Annotated in this window: 16 protein-coding genes; 9 read left to right on the top strand and 7 right to left on the bottom strand. The window is 62.9% G+C overall.

From position 1 onward, the window contains the following. Positions 1-77 precede the first annotated feature (77 nt). Entirely contained in the window at positions 78-770 is a 693-nt protein-coding gene (gene nadD, locus KG088_RS10165) for a nicotinate-nucleotide adenylyltransferase (RefSeq protein ID WP_213825410.1), read from the bottom strand. After that, on the bottom strand, positions 767-2,074 hold the full coding sequence (locus tag KG088_RS10160; RefSeq protein ID WP_213825409.1) for a glutamate-5-semialdehyde dehydrogenase: 1,308 nt from the start codon (positions 2,072-2,074) through the stop codon (positions 767-769). Before KG088_RS10160 ends, nadD begins: the two co-directional genes overlap by 4 nt. Before the next feature lie 116 nt (positions 2,075-2,190). Here KG088_RS10160 and KG088_RS10155 point away from each other — a divergent pair, with 116 nt between their 5' ends. The 3 genes from KG088_RS10155 to KG088_RS10145 are packed head-to-tail and all read left to right on the top strand — an operon-like array spanning position 2,191 to position 5,438. Continuing rightward, positions 2,191-3,081, top strand: a complete 891-nt coding sequence (locus KG088_RS10155; protein WP_213825408.1) for a hypothetical protein — start codon at positions 2,191-2,193, stop codon at positions 3,079-3,081. Further along, positions 3,074-4,006 carry a GGDEF domain-containing protein gene (locus KG088_RS10150; RefSeq protein WP_213825407.1) on the top strand — a complete coding sequence of 311 codons (933 nt, stop codon included), beginning with the start codon at positions 3,074-3,076 and terminating at the stop codon, positions 4,004-4,006. The genes KG088_RS10155 and KG088_RS10150 overlap by 8 nt, the downstream gene beginning before the upstream one ends. A 28-nt stretch (positions 4,007-4,034) precedes the next feature. Beyond that, the gene (locus KG088_RS10145; protein ID WP_213825406.1) at positions 4,035-5,438 is read left to right on the top strand and encodes a bifunctional DedA family/phosphatase PAP2 family protein; all 1,404 of its coding nucleotides are present in this window, start codon (positions 4,035-4,037) and stop codon (positions 5,436-5,438) included. Here the strand turns inward: KG088_RS10145 and KG088_RS10140 are convergent. The 3 genes from KG088_RS10140 to mpl are packed head-to-tail and all read right to left on the bottom strand — an operon-like array spanning position 5,435 to position 8,062. After that, a complete protein-coding gene (locus tag KG088_RS10140) occupies positions 5,435-6,043 on the bottom strand; it encodes a LysE family translocator (RefSeq protein WP_406565601.1) in 609 nt (202 codons plus the stop codon). The genes KG088_RS10145 and KG088_RS10140 overlap by 4 nt on opposite strands. Positions 6,044-6,054: 11 nt before the next feature. Then, a complete protein-coding gene (locus tag KG088_RS10135) occupies positions 6,055-6,690 on the bottom strand; it encodes a flavin prenyltransferase UbiX (protein ID WP_213825404.1) in 636 nt (211 codons plus the stop codon). Beyond that, positions 6,680-8,062 (bottom strand): UDP-N-acetylmuramate:L-alanyl-gamma-D-glutamyl-meso-diaminopimelate ligase, encoded by a 1,383-nt coding sequence (gene mpl, locus KG088_RS10130; protein WP_213825403.1) that lies wholly within the window; start codon positions 8,060-8,062, stop codon positions 6,680-6,682. Before mpl ends, KG088_RS10135 begins: the two co-directional genes overlap by 11 nt. Before the next feature lie 200 nt (positions 8,063-8,262). Here mpl and KG088_RS10125 point away from each other — a divergent pair, with 200 nt between their 5' ends. Beyond that, entirely contained in the window at positions 8,263-9,522 is a 1,260-nt protein-coding gene (locus KG088_RS10125) for a 6-phosphofructokinase (protein ID WP_213825402.1), read from the top strand. Positions 9,523-9,533: 11 nt separating this feature from the next. Here the strand turns inward: KG088_RS10125 and KG088_RS10120 are convergent, their stop codons facing one another. Next, complete coding sequence (locus KG088_RS10120) at positions 9,534-11,261, bottom strand: bifunctional protein-serine/threonine kinase/phosphatase (protein WP_213825401.1); 1,728 nt, start codon at positions 11,259-11,261, stop codon at positions 9,534-9,536. A gap of 246 nt (positions 11,262-11,507) precedes the next feature. Here KG088_RS10120 and ppa point away from each other — a divergent pair, with 246 nt between their 5' ends. After that, positions 11,508-12,038, top strand: coding sequence for an inorganic diphosphatase (gene ppa, locus KG088_RS10115; RefSeq protein ID WP_213825400.1), 531 nt, complete (start codon positions 11,508-11,510; stop codon positions 12,036-12,038). 86 nt (positions 12,039-12,124) lie between these two features. Here ppa and KG088_RS10110 read toward each other — a convergent pair whose 3' ends face one another. After that, positions 12,125-13,321: a DUF2333 family protein gene (locus KG088_RS10110; RefSeq protein ID WP_213825399.1), complete on the bottom strand. Its 1,197-nt coding sequence runs from the start codon at positions 13,319-13,321 to the stop codon at positions 12,125-12,127. 242 nt (positions 13,322-13,563) lie between these two features. On the opposite strand from KG088_RS10110, the gene dsbD reads away from it, so the two are divergent. The 4 genes from dsbD to prmA all read left to right on the top strand — a co-directional run bounded on the left by dsbD (position 13,564) and on the right by prmA (position 18,510). Then, positions 13,564-15,441 (top strand): protein-disulfide reductase DsbD, encoded by a 1,878-nt coding sequence (dsbD, locus tag KG088_RS10105; RefSeq protein ID WP_213825398.1) that lies wholly within the window; start codon positions 13,564-13,566, stop codon positions 15,439-15,441. 201 nt (positions 15,442-15,642) lie between these two features. Beyond that, positions 15,643-16,107, top strand: coding sequence for an acetyl-CoA carboxylase biotin carboxyl carrier protein (accB, locus tag KG088_RS10100; protein ID WP_213825397.1), 465 nt, complete (start codon positions 15,643-15,645; stop codon positions 16,105-16,107). A 58-nt stretch (positions 16,108-16,165) separates the two neighbouring features. Beyond that, complete coding sequence (gene accC / locus KG088_RS10095) at positions 16,166-17,506, top strand: acetyl-CoA carboxylase biotin carboxylase subunit (protein WP_213825396.1); 1,341 nt, start codon at positions 16,166-16,168, stop codon at positions 17,504-17,506. Positions 17,507-17,598: 92 nt separating this feature from the next. Further along, complete coding sequence (gene prmA / locus KG088_RS10090) at positions 17,599-18,510, top strand: 50S ribosomal protein L11 methyltransferase (RefSeq protein WP_213825395.1); 912 nt, start codon at positions 17,599-17,601, stop codon at positions 18,508-18,510. The last annotated feature ends 64 nt before the right edge of the window (positions 18,511-18,574 follow it).

Genomic DNA, 18,574 nt, shown 5'->3' with positions numbered 1-18,574 from the left:
GCCCTTGGTATTAGCCTCTCGTTGAAGCGACGTCGCTTGTCCCCATTGTACCCACTCATTGCCATGCTGACAGCGTGTCATGACCGGTAAAGGCCATCGTCGTGGATGCGCGCCTCCACCGCGTCGGGAAGTAGATAGCGAACGCTAGCCGCGCTTGCCAGCCGATGACGCACGTCGGTGGCCGAGATAGCCATTCGCGTGGGCAGGCGGAGCCTTAACAGTTGACCCGCTGGCGACGCCATCAGGGCTTGCGGATGCTCTACCTCGCGGTCGGCCACCATGGCGCGCAGCGCTGACGACAGCGGCGTGTCGTGACCGGGACGATCGATCACCACCACATGCGCCAGATCGAAAAGCCGTTCCGGCTGGTGCCAATCCGCGAGGCGCAAGAAGGCATCGTGCCCTACGGCCATGACCAACCGCGCGGTAGGTCCGAATTCCTCGCGCAGCGAAGCCAGGGTTTCGGCGGTATAGGAAGGCCCCTCGCGGTCGAGTTCTCGCGAATCAGCGACCAGTCCCGGCGTATCACCGATCCCCAGACACAACAAGGCCATCCGCTCCAACGGGGTAACGCTGGGCTCGCCCCGCAGCGGCGGCTTCGCCGCAGGCACCATGTGCACACGATCGAGGCCCAGTACCTCACCGATCTCCACGGCACTGCGCAGATGACCGAGGTGGACAGGATCGAAAGTGCCGCCGAGCATGGCGATACGGGGAGGTGTCGATAGCCCGCTGCCGTCAGAGCGTGAAGCGTGACCCTTATCGGTCATTGACGCACCTGGCCATCACCGAGCACTACGTACTTGCGAGTGGTAAGTCCTTCCAGGCCCACTGGACCACGGGCATGCAGCTTGTCAGTCGAGATGCCAATCTCAGCCCCCAGGCCATACTCGAAACCATCGGCGAACCGCGTCGAGGCATTGACCATCACCGAGCTCGAGTCGACTTCGGCCAGAAAGCGTCGGGCCAGAGCGTAATTCTCGGTGACAATGGCATCGGTATGATGCGAACCGTAACGCTCGATATGGGCAATGGCCGCGTCGATGCCCTCAACGACTCTGACGGCAAGCACCGGCGCCAGATATTCTGCATACCAGTCGGTCTCGGTGGCCGCGACGACATCGCCGAGTATCGCCCGTGTTCGTTCGCAGCCGCGCAATTCAACACCATGCTCGGCGTAACCCGCCGCGAGAGCCGGCAGCATCTCCTCGGCCAGTGGGGCATCGATGAGCAGGGTTTCCATGGTATTGCAGGTGCCATAGCGATGCGTCTTGGCATTGATCGCGATGGCCAATGCCTTCAGAGGATCGGCGCTGGCGTCGAGATAGACATGACAGACACCATCAAGATGCTTGATCACTGGCACTCGCGCCTCACGGGAAATGCGTTCGATCAATGATTTGCCGCCTCGCGGAATAATCACATCGACATATTCGGGCATGCTGATCAGGCGCCCTACTGCCGCCCGATCGGGGGTAGCCACCACCTGTACCGCCGTTTCCGGCAAGCCGGCATCGAGAAGCCCCAATCGGATGCAGGTCGCGATGGCCTTGTTGGATTCGCTTGCCTCGGACCCACCGCGGAGGATGCAGGCATTGCCTGACTTGAGACACAGGCTCGCCGCTTCCATGGTGACGTTGGGCCGTGATTCGTAGATGATGCCGATCACGCCCAGCGGTACGCGCATTTGGCCAACTTGGATACCGCTGGGGCGGGAACGTAGCCCATCGATCTCGCCGACCGGATCCGGCAGCGCCGCCACCTGGGCAAGCCCTTCAATCATTGCATCCAGGCGGGTATCGTCCAGTGCCAGGCGGTCGATCAGTGCAGCATCCAGACCATGGCTGCGTCCACGCGACAAGTCGCGCTGGTTGGCCTCCAGCACCAGATGCCTGGCAGACCGCAGATGCTCGGCCATCGCCGACAGGGCCGCATTTTTCATGGCAGTAGGGGCGCGACGCATCTGTATGGCGGCCTTTCTGGCGGCCAAACCCAAGCCGTCCACGTAGGCATCGACATGCTCGATAGCCGGTATCGCGGGATCACAGGTCGGACGTGAGGATTGAGCTGCCATGCCGTTGCGTATCTCCTGAAGTGCCTTTGCTGAGACTGAGGCGCCTTTGCTAAGACAAAGGACGCGTGAACGTTATACTGTGCCGATAATCGGGAAGGGAACCATACTAAGCCACCATGCAGAGCAAGTACAAAATCGGCAAGAGCATTCACAGGATTGGCCTGTTTCGAGGCAATCTTCTGCTGGCTGGCCTTCTTCTGGCATTGCTCGCCGCCACTGCCGACACCCTGTCCGGCGCCCTGCTGCTCTGGCTTTCAGCAGGATGGCTGGGGATAACCGCCAGCCTGCTGGAGTTTAGCCATCGCCGTCCGGCCATGCTTCCCTGGCAGTTGTTGCCCAGCCTATTGCTGACTGGGCTTTTGTGGGTCGCGCCCGACCGCTATCCCCTTTGGCTATGGGTTTGGGCGATGCTGATTATGCTGCCCCAGCCGCGTTGGTTGGCGACCCTGACAGCCTTGCTCGCCCTGCTGAGCTGGTGGTCGCAACTGTCATGGATATCGATGGACCAGGCCGTGCTCTCCGGCTTGGTTCTCATTGGCCTGCTGATCCTCGGCCTGGCTCGCCAATGTGGGCTACAGCAGCTCCATGGACAGGCACGTCAGCGCATGCGTCTGGTACCCGAACTGAGGCTATGGCCCAAGGAACAGCTTGAAAGCGATCTGGTCCGCGAACGCTCCCGGGCGCAGCGCGAGGAGGTCCATGCCGAGCTCTTGTTGCTGCGCACCCAGCGCCATCAGCTATGGGTACTGGCCAGGCAGCTCTGCAGTCTTACGCGGCGTTTCGAAAGTTGCTACCGCATCGACAGCTGCACCCTTGCCGCACTGCTGCTCAGCCAGGATTCCAACCAGTCGACATCGCGACGCCAGCGCCTGCTGCGGAGTCTCGACCCATCAGCCAAGTGTCGCGCCTTGCCCTTGTCGAGAGTCGAGTCATTGAGCGAAGAATGCCATGCCCTTGTCTCCCAGCATGAGAGCCTCATCGTGGTCAGTGAATCCGCCTATGCGTGATTCAGCAACCTGGCAACGTACGCTGCATGTCATGGCCTATCTGGCGGGCGCTCTGCTGCTCGTCGCACATGCCTTGTGGCTTTATCTGATGGGCCACTACGCGAGCATTCTATTACCGACATTACTGGCTCCGGTGATGCTGCTGGCCGCCCTGCTGCGCCTCGGCTACAAGGACCATTCGCGGGCATCGGCCTTCCTGGTGTTGATGTGCGGGTATCTACTGATCGCCATGGAACTCCCCCGGCAGTCCCTTCCGGCGCCGTTGTGGATCGGCATGCCACCTGTGTTGACGCTATTGCTGCTGCCCCTTGGGCCAGCGACGCTGGTTAATATCCTGTCGATACCCATGTGGTTGTGGTTGGGCGACGGTCTTCAAGAGATAGACCTGATACTCAGCTACCTGACACTGGTGGTGGTCGCAAGCCTGGCGCCGCGCGAAGCCTTGCGACAACAGGCCTTGTTGCAGGCGACCGCCCCTAACGATCCGGAATGCCCTGCGCTGAACCGACAGACCCTACATGATCGGTTATACAGTGAGTGCGAGCGGGCCTTGCATCTCGAGCAGCGTCTCGCCGTGGTGTTGATACACTTGCCACAACTCGACATGGCTGGCGAACAGTTCGGACCCGCCGCTCGCCAGGCGCTGCTCGACAGCCTCTGTCACGAGGTGTCCAGACGCTGCCGCGACCATGACCTGTTGGGTCGCGAGTCCCAGGCAGACTTCTGGCTCGTACTCTCGGACACCAGTGAAAACGGGGCATTGATGGTCTGCCAGCGCCTGGAAGAGGCGCTGCAACGCACGATCCTGCTCGAGACGGGCCCCATCGAGTGTCGCCTGGCCATGAGCCTGCTGCAGCCACAGGAAACCACCGAGCGTTTCGAACAGCGGCTGATTGCGAGCACCCACCGGCTGGCCGAAACATGACCGTCTCCGCGAGGGATGCCCAACCGGCGTGAACATCTTAGATTCCTTCTACCAGCTTGCCCCTTCACCAGGGCTCTTATTATTGATCATCGGTACCATCGCCCTGGTGGAATCCTTGGCCTTGATCGGCCTGCTGGTCCCCGGCGTGGTGTTGATCACGGCCAGCGCCTCACTGGCCGGTCACCAGGAGCTGGCGCCCGTCACGGTGATTCTGGTCGCCTTTATCGGCGCCATCCTCGGCGACGGCCTGAGTTTCTGGTTGGGCTATACGCAGCGGGAAAATGTGAATCGGCTGTGGCCGCTATCCCGCTATCCGGAGTGGATCGCTCACGGCGAGCGTTTCTTCCAGCGTTACGGCACCTTCTCGGTCTTCCTCGGACGCTTCGTGGGGCCGGTTCGCCCCGTCATCCCGATGATCGCCGGCATGCTGCAGATGTCTCCGCGCACCTTCACGCTAGCCAACCTGCTCTCGGCCCTTCTCTGGGCGCCCGCCTATGTATTGCCCGGCTATCTTTTGGGACGCACCTGGCAGGAACGCCTCGACATGCCGGAAGCAATGGAGCACTGGCTGATCGGCTTGGGGGTGATGATCGTCATCCTGGCGGTGATATTCTCCTGGCTTCGCCATCAGACCCACCGCAGCGGCCTCGTCTATCGCGGCCTGAATTGGCTGGCGCGCCAGCATCCCCAGGGGCGACGCCTATGGCGTCTGCTTTCGGCGCCTCACGACCGGGACCCGCCGCTGGCTTCATGGCTGTTGCTGTTATTCTCGCTGATGGCGCTTTCTGCCTGGACGCTGGTGATTATCCATCACCAGGGGCCGTTGGCGATGGACCAGCGGTTGCACGACCTGCTGGCCTCCCTGGCCTTTCCCTGGATGGAAGGGCTGGGGCAAGGCCTGGCGAAAGTCGGTGACTGGCTGGGCATCGTGATGCTGGCGCTACCATGGGGCGTCTGGCTGTTGTGGCGACGGCAACTGGCGGCGTTGGGTCATGTCCTGGGCGGCCTGATCGGGATTGCCGTTCTCAATACGCTCGGCAAGGCCGTCATCGGTCGCGAGCGACCCCACGCCCCAGACTATCTCGCCGACTCGCTGGCCTACCCCAGCGCCCACACCTCCACCGCAGTGGTCCTGTTCGGTATGGCGGCCGCCTTCATCGCGAGGGAGCTCTCACCCGGCCATCGCTTCTGGGCCTACTGGGGAGCCATCGCCATCATCGTGCCCATGGCACTGTCGCGTTTGATGATCGGGGTGCACTGGCTCAGCGACCTGATCGGAGGCGCCTTGCTCGGGCTGGTGGTCTGCGCCCTGGTCCAATTGGCCTGGCTGCGGCGTCCACGGCATTCGCTGGCGCCCTGCCCCTGGCCGCTGCTGGTGGTCGCCTCGCTGGCCCTGGTCAGCGCCCGCGTGGCCTGGCTGGCGCCCGTCTAGCCGAGCGCCAGCCAGCCACCCACGCCGATCATCAGCGAACCGGCGAAGCGGTTGAGCAGCCGCAGATTGCGCGTTTCCCCGAGCAGACGTCGCAGGCTGCGCCCGCCAGCGGCATAGAGCAGCAGACAGACAAACTCGATGCTCAGGATCAGCGCGACCAGTACCGTCAACTGGCCGAACAAGGGGCGGCCGGCATCGAGAAACGGCGGCAACAGCGCCACGAAGAAGGCCCAGCCCTTAGGGTTGGCCACCGCCGTCACGAATCCCTGCAACGCCAGCTGGCCCCGCGATGCTGGCGGCATCTCCATGCTGTCCAGTGGAATCGCCATGCGCCCGCGGCTGCGCCACATCATGATCCCCAGATACGCCAGATAGAGCCCGCCCAGCCACTTGAATACCGCGAACAGTTCAGGCTGTCGCAGCATGAGCGCGGCGACCCCGGCCCCCGAGGCGGCGGCCACCAACCCCACGCCACAGAGCTCGCCGGCCATCATCCACAGGCTGCGCCTCACCCCCTGCGTCATTCCCAGCACCATGGAGAGCGTCATGCACATGCCGGGCGTGAGCGACACCAGGAAAAAAGTCGGCACGAACACCGACAGCATCGACAACGGGATCAAGAACCTTCCCCCCAGCGCGGCATCAGCCGGTGGGCAATCCTCAGTTGGTTGAGAATCCGGGCCACGATGAAATCGATCAGGTCCTCGATGCGCGTCGGCTGATGATAGAACCCCGGCGCCGCGGGCAGAATCACCGCGCCCATCCGCGTCAATGCCAGCATGTGCTCCAGGTGGATGGCCGAGAACGGCGTCTCCCGCGGCACCAGGATCAACTTGCGCCGCTCCTTCAGCGCCACGTCGGCGGCTCGCTCGATCAGGTTGTTGCTGGCCCCCGTGGCCACCGCCGAGAGCGTTCCGGTGGAACAGGGGCAGATCACCGTGGCCGATGAAGCGCCGGAGCCGGAGGCCACCGGCGCCATCCAGTCCTCACGACCGAAACAGCGGATCTGCCCCTCACCGGCGCACGTTAACTGGGTCAACGCCTCGACAAGACGTTCGGGACGCGCCGGCAATTCGATATTGGTTTCGGTAGCGATGACCAGATGCGCCGCCTTGGAGATCATCACCCAGACCGCATGGTCGGCGGCCACCAGCGCCTCGATCAGCCGCAACCCGTACTGGGCGCCGGACGCCCCGGTAATGGCCACGGTGACGGGCTCGTTCCAGGTGGCCGGGTGAGCATCATCCGTCATGCGCTACCTCCAGGGCTGCCAGCAGCTTTTCGTGAATTCCGCCGAAGCCGCCATTGGACATCACCACGATCCGATCCAGCGGGCGTGCCTCGGCGACCAGGGCCGCCACCAGGCCGTCGAGGTCCTCGAACAGCCGCGACGCCACCGGGCTCGCCGCGAGCACCGGGGCGAGCGACCAGTCGAGGTCGGCCGGCTGGAACCAGAAGGCGGTGTCCGCCGCGGCTACGCTGTGCGCCAGCCGATCGCGCAGGGTGCCGAGCCGCATGGTGTTGGAACGCGGCTCGATCACGGCCAACAAACGACCCCGCGGCGTTGCGGCGCGCAGCCCCTCCAGCGTGGCCGCGATTGCCGTGGGGTGATGGGCGAAGTCGTCGATGACCTGGATGCCGGATACTTCACCACGAAGCTCCTGCCGGCGCCGCGGCGTCTCGAAACGTGAAAGCGCCGCCGCCCCCCGGGCCAGATCAACCCCCAGCGCGCTGGCCGCGGCGAGAGCAGCCAGCGCGTTGCGGGCATTATAGGCGCCGGTCAGGGACCAATCGACCACCGCGTCTTCATCCACCTCGGCCTGCTGGTGGATGACCTGGAAGCGCGACGCATCGTCACGCTCCAGCTTCAACCGCCAGGGACTGGTCATCGCCGAGCCGAAACGCTCGACCGGCGTCCAGCAACCCGACTCGAGCACACGGTCCAGCGCCGGCTCGCCATCGGCCACCAGTAGGCGGCCACGACCCGGTATCGTGCGAACCAGCTGGTGAAACTGGCGCTCGATGGCGGCAAGGTCGGGAAAGATATCGGCGTGATCGAACTCGAGGTTGCCGAGGATGGCAATCTCGGATCGGTAATGGACGAACTTGGACCGCTTGTCGAAGAAGGCGGTGTCGTATTCATCGGCTTCTACGACGAAGGGCGCGCTCTCGCCGCCCAGACGCGCCGATACGCCGAAGTTCCTCGGCACCCCGCCGATCAGAAAGCCTGGCGCGAGGCCGGCGGATTCCAGCAGCCAGGCGAGAAGGCTCGCCGTGGTGGTCTTGCCGTGAGTGCCAGCCACCGCGATCACGCGCCGCCCCGGCAACACCTGCTCGGCCAGCCACTCGGGGCCCGAGAGATAGGGCAGGCCCGCGTTAAGCACCGCTTCCACCTCGGGATTGCCCCGCGAGAGGGCATTACCGATCACCACCCGGTCCGGTCGCGGCTCGAGGTTGGCCGGCGAATAGCCCTCGCGAAGGACAATGCCCGCCTCCTCGAGCTGGGTGCTCATCGGCGGATAGACATTGGCATCCGAGCCACTGACGGTGAAACCCAGCTCTCGACCCAGCAGGGCCAGGCTGCCCATGAAGGTGCCGCAGATACCGAGAATATGAATGTGCATGTGCTCTCCGGGGGAAGCTTGCCGCCGCAGTCCGCGACAAAGTAGCGGGAGACTAGCATGGCGGCTTCGACCGGCTCCAGCCGACCGAAAGCCAAAAGCGCCGGCAGGATGGCCAGCCAGCGCAGATGCAGCCGATGCCTCTTTCGGCTAGAATCAACACCTCCCCGACCCCTTGATGTGAGCAGGAGCAGTAAAGCCCCATGGCCCAGCACAACGCCTTCTACGCCCAATCCGGTGGTGTCACCGCCGTGATCAACGCCAGCGCATGCGGTGTCATCCAGGCCTGCCGGCGCCACTCGGATCGCATTGGTAATGTCTACGCCGGCCATAACGGCATTATTGGCGCGCTTACCGAGGATCTGATCGACGTGGGCCGCGAATCCGACGAGACCATCGCCGCATTGCGCCACACGCCCGGCGGCGCCTTCGGCTCCTGCCGCTACAAGCTCAAGGATATCGAGACGCATCGTGCCCAGTACGAGCGCTTGATCGAGGTCTTCAGGGCACATGACATCCGCTACTTCTTTTACAACGGCGGTGGCGACAGTGCCGATACCTGTCTCAAGGTGTCGCAGCTGTCCGAAAAACTGGGTTACCCGCTGACCGCGATCCACGTTCCCAAGACCGTCGATAACGATCTGCCAATCACCGATAATTCGCCTGGCTTCGGCAGCGTAGCCAAGTACATCGCCACGTCTACCCTTGAGGCCTCGCTGGATATCGAATCCATGTGCGCCACCTCGACCAAGGTGTTCGTGCTCGAGGTCATGGGGCGCCATGCCGGCTGGATCGCCGCCTCAGGGGCGCTCGCGGGCGAAGGCGAAGGCGAGCCGCCGCATCTGGTGATCTTCCCCGAGGTCGCCTTCGACCGGGCGGCCGTCATGGCCCGGGTTGAAGATGCCGTAAAGCGCTACGGCTACTGCGTGATCGTGGTGTCCGAAGGGGCCCGCTATCAGGATGGCACCTTCCTGGCCGACTCCGGCAACACCGATGCCTTCGGCCATCGCCAGCTGGGCGGCGTGGCGCCCACGCTCGCCGGTATGGTCAAGCAGGACCTGGGCTACAAGTACCATTGGGCCGTGGCCGATTACCTGCAGCGCGCCGCCCGCCACCTGGCGTCGAAGACCGACGTCGAACAGGCCTATGCCGTTGGCGAGAAGGCCGTGGAACTGGCACTGGAAGGCAAGAACGCCATGATGCCGGCGATCAAGCGCCTCAGCGATACGCCTTATCAGTGGCGTATCGAAGCTGCCCCACTGGCCGAGGTGGCCAACCGCGAGAAGTTCATGCCGAAGGAATTCATTCGCGACGATGGTTTCGGTATCACCGACGCCTGTCGTCGCTATCTTTCGCCGCTGATCCAGGGCGAGGATTTCCCCCCCTTCGTCAACGGCCTGCCCAAGGTGGCCCGGCTGGCCGGGTACAAGGTCGAGCGCAGGCTGCCCGTCTTCACGCTGTAGAGCCGGGCGGCTTACCTCAACAACCACGACAGGACTAGCAGCAAGAGCAGCACTCCTGCCACGCCCTGCCAGAACCGAGCCGGTTCGCGAAACATCCGCGGGACGGCTCGGCGTCCCTGTCGCTCCTCTCCCAGCGGGCGGCGAAGCGCATGCAGGAATTCCGACAGGCGCCGATAACGCAGTGAGCGTTGTGGATCCAGCGCACGACGCAACGCGTCGTCCAGCGCTGGATCGACTTCGGGATTGCGGGTTCTCGCGCTACGATAGTTGAGCTGCTCCAGATCGGTGTGGCTGCGCAAACGGTCGGGTGACAGCGCGAAGGGCAGCTCGTCGGTCAGCAGCCAGTAGACGGTAGACGCATACGAATACTGGTCACTGCGGCGACCCACGTCGTCACCCAAGGCGTACTCCGGTGCGGTATGTTGAGTGAGCCCTACCTGATTGACCAACTGCCGGGAGCGCTTGTGACCGTCGACATCGCGAAGGTGGCAAGCACTGAAATCGACCAACACCACCTGACCATGCGGGTCGATCAGCACGTTGCCGGGGTGGATCTGCTGATGCAGCAGATCCCGATGATGCAGCGCCTGGATCGCCTTGCCCAATTGATTGGCGATGTCCAGCCGCTGCACCAGACTTGCCTGCGGATGCTTTCGTGCCCATTCCACGAGGGTCTCGCCTTCTACATGGGCCATCAGGTAATAGAGATAGCGTCGCGGCCGCGAGGACTCCATGACCCGGACCACAAAGGGCGACTTGACTCGCTCGACAACCCACTGTTGCAGCAGGAAGTGTTCGAGGTAAGCGTTGCGGGTAGAAAGCTCGGGGCTCGGCGCCTTCAATACCATTTCGCGCTCGGTGAGCACGTCGCGCACGCGGTAGACCCGCGACTGCGCCGTTCGCGACAACACTGCCTGCACCTCGAGACCATCAAGTCGATCGCCGGGCGAGAGTTCCGGCGGTATCGGCAGATCACCATACACCTTGCCTGGATGGTCATGCGCTTCGTCAGGCAATTGATCGATACGCACCAGTTGGAAGCAGAACTGCTCGGCACCATAGCCGCGCGACTGGGCACGCGAAATGGCCGCCTCTGCCAGCCGTTCGCAGGCGGCGTCCAGATCACTGGCGTCCTGGCGAATCAGCTGCACGTATTCCGAAGGCATCAGCGTGCCTTGCGCGACCTGAGTCGTGAAGAGAAAAAGATCGCCCTGCTTGAGCGGCATCTTGAGATATTCGATATCGAGGCTGGCATCCATACCGAGCGCCCGAGAGGGAAAACGGTAACCTCCCAGATCATTGACGTGATCGCGGGAAAGTTGCTCGAACTCGGCACCTCGCAGCCGGAATACCAGGGTGTCGCCCATATGGAAGAGATGCGCCTCGTGGCCGCGAAAGACCAGCGCCGACAGCGAAGCGACATAACTGCCCTCAGAGAGATGCCGGCTCTGACTGAAGCACCAGCCATTGAGCGCATAGAGCACTCGCGTGGCCGAGGTCTTGATATCCCAGTGGTCAGGCGTGGAAAAATAGTCGGTGATAAAGCCGCGCACGCTGAGATCGCCCGCCTGTTTGGCGTTGGTGTTACGCGACGTCGAGTCGCTGATCAGCGCACAGGCCCCCTTCGCGCCGAGCAGCGTCGATTCGGGCAGATGCACCGACATGGAACTACGATGACGGTGTCGCTCCGGGGCAACGAAGGCCTGTCCATAACTCAATGACAGCTGAGGGGTTGCCAAGATGTTCTCCTCTGGTCGACACCGCCGACCATGGCGCCGGCGGGTTTGCTCGTTTCGCCAATGATACATGGGCCCCATCATCCCGTTGACCAACGCCCGAAAAATCGGCCTTTCCCGAGCGTCTTCCTCCGCACTGGCATAGAGATGGGTATCTAATGTCGCATTGGTAATAGCCCTCGCGGCTCCGTATAATTCTCCGACTTTTTCATCCATTCGATTCTGATTCGCCAACCCAAGGAAGTGACGATGAACTTCGACGATATCCCCTCCGGCAAGGACCTCCCTAACGACGTGTTCGTGGTGATCGAGATCCCAGCCAACCACACGCCGATCAAGTATGAAATCGACAAGGACATGGGGGCGCTTCTGGTCGACCGCTTCATGGCGACCCCGATGTTCTACCCGGCCAATTACGGTTTCATCCCGCATACCCTGGCCGACGATGGTGACGCCCTGGACGCGCTGGTCGTGACGCCCTACCCGGTACAGGCTGGTGCTGTCATCCGCGCCCGCCCGGTGGGCATTCTCAACATGACCGACGAAGCCGGGGAAGATGCCAAGCTGGTCTGCGTGCCGCATCCCAAGCTTTCAAGCCTCTACGACGAGGTGCAGGAAGTCACGGATCTGCCCGAGCTGCTGCGTCAGCAAATCGCGCATTTCTTCGAAAACTACAAGGATCTCGAGAAGGGCAAGTGGGTCAAGGTCGAGTCCTGGGAAGGTGCCGAGGCCGCACGCAAGGCCATCGAAAAATCGGTTACCGCCTTCGAAAAGGCTTGACGGCTCGCGTTCAAACACCGATTGCCGAAGTTGAACTGACGAAAAGGGCTCGCCTGCAGAGGCGAGCCCTTTTGTCGGGACCGGTATTACTGCTGCTGTGCCGCTGAGTCCTCCTCGACACTCTCGGCTTCATTATCGGCGGCGGGGTCGTCCGTCGGCTCATTCGGTGCATCGTCGACTGCCGGTGGCGACGGCGCCTCTGCGGTTGAGGGCTCCTCAGCGCTCTCGCCAACTTCGATCGGTGCCGATGCCTCCTCGCTGCCCGCAGCCTTCTCTATCGCACCGGCTTTTTCCGCTTCCGCGACTCGCTCGGCGATCCGGCGAGTCAGGTCCCGCGCCCGAACAATATGGTTGGCCATCACCAGCGAATGGTTGGCGAATACCCCGAAACCCGAACCATTGAGGATCATCGGACTCCACAGGCGGCGCTGGGTACGTTCCAGCTCGGCCACCAGCAACGCCAGATCGTCGAGCGCACCAGACGCTTCGAGCACATCAGCTTGATCACGGCGTATTGCCTCAAGAAAGTGAATCAGCGCCCAGCCACTGCCACGCGCCTCGAAGAAGATGTTGTCCACGCGATACCAGGGCGTGCGGGATGGTAACTCCGCATCATCGAGCCCGAGCTCTCTTAGGCGATCGCGGCTGCCCACGCTGGCCGACAGCCTCATTCCGAGGCCATCGAGGCGCTGCGCCACCTGGTCTAGCCAGCCGGCGAGTCCTGCCCCGGCCGCAAAGCCGGCATTCTGCGAGCCCAACGCTTGCAGATAGCCTTCCAGCGACACCAGGGACTCCTCGAGCTGATGCTCGAAGGAGGGGTTAAACCATGCGCTGCTGTCGTGGGTCAAGCGCTCGGCGACCTCGTCAAGCAGGGCGAAATGGTTTTCCTCCATCGCCGGCAAGGCGCGCGTCAGGTCGCGGGCCTGATTGAGCACGCCCAGCTCCCAGCTGGGCATGTTGTCGAGCCATACACCCGGCGGCGTAATGTCATTGCGCAGGTAACCGCCCGGCTTGTCGAGCAGGGTTTCGAGCGTTGTCATCAGCGCGGCGGTCGTCACGGTGCCGCGGGCCGCCGGAGACGTGTCGGTACGCTGCGCGGCGGTGGCCTGTTCCACAGCGAACGTCGCCGGTGTTCGGCTCCACCAGATGCCCAATGCCACGGCAACCAACAGGGCGATCGCCAACAGCACCAGCAACGGCTTCCAGATCCAGCCGTAGTCCGGGCGTTCGAGCTTCTCGATGCTTTCTTGACGCTTGGCGGCGCCCTTTTTCGTCAAAGCCATGTGCTTGGTTCCCTGGATTTAGGCAAAGGTTGGGGAAGACGACAAATCACTCCCGACGCCGAAACAGCAGCGCGACAATAAAGCACACGCTCTCGGTGCCGGCGATGGTCAACAGTCTGCGCCTTCTGCGATATCCTAGCAGCTCGCCCATGAGTTGGGCCCGGATTGGAACCGGCAACGTCTCAACGGGTCCGAGTTCACGTCGGTGGTCATTCCGTTAGAACGCCAAAAAGAGGAAGCTCGTGTTGAAATCCGCTCGCCTGGTGTGGCTGCTGCTTCTGATGTTGTTCTCGCTGTCGGTGCAGGCGCAATGGTTTTCGTCTTCCTCGCAGGATGACTTCCTGCCGGTCAGCGAAGCCTTCACGCCCAGTGCCTGGCACGACGGCGAGACACTCTTCGTGGGGTTCGAAAACGCCGAAGGCTACTATCTCTATCGCCATCAGTTCGCGGTGGAAGCCGCGAGCGGCGATGTCGTGCTCGGAGACCTTCAACTACCACCGGGAGAAGCCAAGACCGACGAATTCCTGGGTGACGTCAACGTCTTCTACGACCAGGTTGTCATCGAGGTGCCGCTCGGCGGCGAGGTCCCACCCGGTCCGCTGGCGTTGGATCTGACCTTTCAGGGCTGTGCCGATGCCGGACTTTGCTACCCTCCCGAGACGCTGGAACTGCTGGCGGCGCAAGGATCGCCACCCGCGGTTTTCGCCGATAGCTCGGCAACGCCAGCCTCCTCGGCGCCAACCCCCGCATCGACCGATGGTCTCAGCGCCAAAACATCTGACCGTTCACTCGTCAGCGAGGACGCCCACTTTCGTGAACTGATGCAAAGCGCGAGCGTGCCCTTGGTGTTGGGGCTCTTCTTCATCGGCGGTCTGGGGCTCACCTTTACACCCTGTGTACTGCCCATGGTACCGATCCTGTCATCGATCATCGTGGGTCAGAACCCCACCCGTGGACGCGCCTTTTGGCTGTCAGCCAGCTATGTGGCCGGCATGGCGCTTACCTATGCCGTGGTGGGGGTGTTGATGGGCCTCTTCGGCGCCGGCCTCAACCTCCAGGCGCATCTGCAATCCGCCCCGGTGCTGATCACCTTCGCGACCCTGTTCGGCATCTTTGCACTGGCCATGTTCGGCACCTTCAACATGCGCTTGTCACCGCGCTTGGCAGGACGCGTCGATGACTGGCAGGCGCGGGCCCAACGCAGCGGCCCATTGGGTCTGGCGCTTGCCGGTTCCCTGTCGGTACTGGTGGTTTCCCCTTGCGTCTCGGCACCTCTGGCTGGCGCACTGGTCTTCATCTCCACCACCGGTGACGCCCTGCTGGGCGGTGCCGCCCTGCTCGCCCTGGGGCTTGGCATGGGGATTCCGCTGCTAGTGGTCGGGACCCTGGGTACCACCCTGTTGCCGCGCTCCGGTGCCTGGATGAACGGTGTCAAGATCACCTTCGGCATCCTCATGCTGGCGGTGGCCATCTGGCTCGTCGAGCGCCTGGTCCCGGCCCCTCTCGCCCTCGTACTATGGGCGGCGCTTGTCGTCGGCAGCGCCCTGGCGCTGGGAGCACTGACCGTCAACCAGTCCCAGGGCTGGCCTCGGGTACGCCAGACGGCAGGCATCCTGCTGCTGGCGTGGGGCATCGCCCTGATCATCGGCGCCGCCGGCGGCAGCGGGGACCCCCTACGGCCGCTGGCCAGCCTCACCGCCTCGCAGCCAACGGAGCGGCGCGGCGGCATTGAGGATGCCGAGGTCACCACCGTGACACGCCTCGACGGCCTGGAGCAGGCATTGGCCAGTGCCGCTGAATCAGGCAATCCCTCCTTCGTGCACTTCACCGCCGACTGGTGCATCTCCTGCAAGCAGCTCGAGCGTCAGGTCTACACGGACCCACAAGTCGCTGAGCGGCTTTCCGCGTTCACGCGCATCAATGTGGATGTCACCGACACCAACGACACCAGTCGCCGCCTTCTCGACCACTATGATCTGTTCGGCCCCCCGAGCCTGCTGTTCTTCGATGCCACCAGCGACGAGTTGCGCGAAGCCCGCATCCAGGGTGAGATACAATCAGCGCCCTTCGCGAGTCATCTCGACGGCGTCATCGACTGGCTTGAGGAGCAGCGCGGCTGAGCCTCGCCACCTCCCAACGAACAGTGTTCTAGTAGCCGCTGGACATCCTTGGCTAACTTCGTCACACTTCGCGAACTTCTTTTTTTTGGCCATTAGAAGCGACAAGAGACGCTATCTTGCCGCGATCTATTGAGACTTGGCCCAAGTTGACAGCGCCATCGGGCCGGTATCGACCACGAACTCATCGATTGAGATAACGTCATGGATATCCGCAAGGTCAAGAAGCTGATCGAACTGCTCGAAGAGTCCAACATCAGCGAAATCGAGATCCAGGAAGGCGAGGAATCGGTACGCATCAGCCGTCATCCCAACGGCACCAATTGGCAGCAGCCAGCCCCCTATGCTTACTCCCAGCCACAACAGCCAGCCCCACACGCCACCACTCCACCGCCATCATCTGCCGAGCCGGCCGACGAGACGCCGGTCTTTAGGGGCCATGCGGTGAGCTCACCGATGGTCGGCACCTTCTACCGCTCCCCGGCCCCGGGCTCCAAACCCTTCGTCGAGATCGGCTCGAGCGTCAAGAAAGGTGAGACGATCTGCCTCATCGAGGCGATGAAGATGATGAACCAGATCGAGGCGGATCGTGACGGCGTCATCGAGGCAATCCTGGTCGAGGATGGCGAGCCGGTCGAATTTGACCAGCCAATGCTCGTGATTGCCTGATCCGGCACTCTCCGGTCCCTGGGCTCATCATTCACCTGACAACACTGGCGGATTCCTTATGCTGGACAAGGTTCTCATTGCCAATCGAGGCGAGATCGCCCTGCGCATCCTGCGCGCCTGCAAGGAGTTGGGTATCAAGACCGTGGCGGTGCATTCCCAGGCCGACCGTGAACTGATGCATGTGCGGCTAGCCGACGAGGCCGTGTGTATCGGTCCAGCGTCTTCGGCGCTGTCATACCTGAACATCCCGGCCTTGATCAGTGCCGCGGAGGTCACCGACTCCAGCGCCATCCACCCCGGTTATGGCTTTCTCTCCGAGAACGCCAATTTCGCCGAACAGGTCGAGCGTTCCGGCTTCACCTTTATTGGGCCACGGGCCGAGACCATCCGCCTGATGGGCGACAAGGTCAGTGCCATCGAGTCCATGAAGAAAGCCGGCGTGCCCACGGTGCCCGGCTCCGACGGCCCTCTCGGTGATGACGAAGGCGAAACGGTGGCCGTGGCGCGGCGCATCGGTTATCCGGTGATCATCAAGGCAGCCTCGGGTGGTGGCGGTCGCGGCATGCGCGTAGTGCATACCGAAGCCCACCTGCTCTCGGCGGTCAATGTCACGCGCACCGAAGCCCACGCCGCGTTCGGCGATGGCACCGTCTACATGGAGAAGTTTCTCCAGCGCCCGCGCCATGTCGAAGTGCAGGTGCTGGCGGACGGCCAGGGCAATGCCATTCATCTGTACGATCGCGACTGCTCGCTGCAGCGCCGCCATCAGAAAGTCATCGAAGAGGCCCCGGCCCCCGGCATCGACGAGACCGCCCGGGCCAAGGTATTGGATGCCTGCCGCGAAGCCTGCATCACTATTGGCTACCGGGGTGCCGGCACCTTCGAGTTCCTCTACGAGAATGGCGAATTCTTCTTCATCGAGATGAACACTCGCGTCCAGGTCGAGCACCCAGTGACCGAGATGGTCACCGGCGTGGACATCGTCCGCGAACAGTTGCGCATCGCCTCCGGCCTGCCGCTCTCGGTCTCCCAAGAGGACATCAAGGTCAGCGGTCATTCCTTCGAATGCCGGATCAATGCTGAAGATTCCCGCACCTTCTTGCCGTCCCCCGGCAAGGTAACGCTCTACCACCCGCCAGGTGGGTTAGGGGTTCGCATGGACTCGCATATCTATACCGGTTACACGGTTCCGCCCCATTACGACTCGTTAATCGGCAAGCTGATCACCTGGGGTGTCGACCGCGAGACGGCGCTGACGCGTATGCGCAATGCCCTGGACGAGTTGCTGGTGGAAGGCATCAAGACCAACACCGACCTCCACAAGGACCTGGTGCGCGACGGTTATTTCCAGCAGGGCGGCGTCAACATCCATTATCTTGAGAAGAAGCTGGGGCTCTAAGCCCCTGAACGCTCAGATGTCGGGCACCTCGAGAGACCGCAGCGTGCCCCATCCGTATCACCTTCTCCCCCTGATTCTCTAGAGACCTGCCCATGCCCTGGCTGCAACTCAAGGCGCGTATTGCCCCGGAGCAAGCCGATACCCTGGAAGAGCTGCTACTGGCCGAAGGCGCCACCGCCATCACCCTGCAGGACGCCCACGACGAGCCGGTCTTCGAACCGGAGCGTGGCACGACACCGCTTTGGGAAACGACCGTTTTGACCGGGCTCTACGATGACCCGGAAGGCGTTGACGCCATGCTCGCCCAGGTATCCGCCGCCTGGGCCGAGGTAATGCCCGAGGAGCCCTGTCCCGACATCGAAGTCGAACTGCTCGCCGACCGCGACTGGGAGCGGGAATGGATGGACGACTTTCAACCGATGCAGATGGGCGAGCGGTTATGGATCGTGCCCAGCTGGCATGATCCGCCTGAGCTCGACGCCGTCAATCTGCACCTCGACCCGGGACTCGCCTTCGGCACCGGCACCCACGCCACCACATCACTCTGCCTGGCCTGGCTCGACGGCCTCGCCGTGGCCGACCGACTGCACGACCAGGCGGTGCTCGACGTGGGTTGCGGCTCGGGGATCCTGGCCATCGCCGCGCTCAAACTGGGTGCCTCCCAAGCTACCGGCACCGACATTGACCCACAAGCGCTCCAGGCCACCCGTGACAACGCTCGACGCAATGGGATCGAAGAGGCCGACCTGCGACTCTGCTACCCCGAACAACTCGAAGCGAGCCACTTCCCGGTCGTGGTCGCCAACATTCTCGCCGGTCCCCTGATCGAACTTGCCGACGAGATCGCCGCCCGTGTGGCTCCGGGGGGGCGACTGGCATTATCGGGCATCCTTGCGGCCCAGGCCGACACCGTCCTCATTGCTTATGAGGCACAGGGACTGCTCATGGAGGAGCCGACGACCCGCGAGGGTTGGGTGCGGCTCACTGGACGACGGCCGAGCTGAGTGATGCCTTACTGACCTATCATGCCATCGGCACCTTCACCCATGGCGGTGGTGGGCGTATGAT

This window comes from Halomonas jincaotanensis (genome assembly GCF_018448785.1).
Lineage (GTDB): Bacteria > Pseudomonadota > Gammaproteobacteria > Pseudomonadales > Halomonadaceae > Halomonas > Halomonas jincaotanensis.
The sequence above is the reverse complement of the archived record's forward strand: the minus strand, read 5'-3'. Positions and strand labels throughout refer to the sequence as shown.

Excerpts from the sequence above, each read along its gene's own strand:
- nadD (WP_213825410.1), bottom strand. The coding sequence starts at position 770 with ATGACCGATAAGGGTCACGCTTCACGCTCTGACGGCAGCGGGCTATCG.
- KG088_RS10160 (WP_213825409.1), bottom strand. The coding sequence starts at position 2,074 with ATGGCAGCTCAATCCTCACGTCCGACCTGTGATCCCGCGATACCGGCT.
- KG088_RS10155 (WP_213825408.1), top strand. The coding sequence starts at position 2,191 with ATGCAGAGCAAGTACAAAATCGGCAAGAGCATTCACAGGATTGGCCTG.
- KG088_RS10150 (WP_213825407.1), top strand. The coding sequence starts at position 3,074 with ATGCGTGATTCAGCAACCTGGCAACGTACGCTGCATGTCATGGCCTAT.
- KG088_RS10140 (WP_406565601.1), bottom strand. The coding sequence starts at position 6,043 with ATGCTGTCGGTGTTCGTGCCGACTTTTTTCCTGGTGTCGCTCACGCCC.
- KG088_RS10135 (WP_213825404.1), bottom strand. The coding sequence starts at position 6,690 with ATGACGGATGATGCTCACCCGGCCACCTGGAACGAGCCCGTCACCGTG.
- mpl (WP_213825403.1), bottom strand. The coding sequence starts at position 8,062 with ATGCACATTCATATTCTCGGTATCTGCGGCACCTTCATGGGCAGCCTG.
- KG088_RS10125 (WP_213825402.1), top strand. The coding sequence starts at position 8,263 with ATGGCCCAGCACAACGCCTTCTACGCCCAATCCGGTGGTGTCACCGCC.
- ppa (WP_213825400.1), top strand. The coding sequence starts at position 11,508 with ATGAACTTCGACGATATCCCCTCCGGCAAGGACCTCCCTAACGACGTG.
- KG088_RS10110 (WP_213825399.1), bottom strand. The coding sequence starts at position 13,321 with ATGGCTTTGACGAAAAAGGGCGCCGCCAAGCGTCAAGAAAGCATCGAG.
- accB (WP_213825397.1), top strand. The coding sequence starts at position 15,643 with ATGGATATCCGCAAGGTCAAGAAGCTGATCGAACTGCTCGAAGAGTCC.
- accC (WP_213825396.1), top strand. The coding sequence starts at position 16,166 with ATGCTGGACAAGGTTCTCATTGCCAATCGAGGCGAGATCGCCCTGCGC.
- prmA (WP_213825395.1), top strand. The coding sequence starts at position 17,599 with ATGCCCTGGCTGCAACTCAAGGCGCGTATTGCCCCGGAGCAAGCCGAT.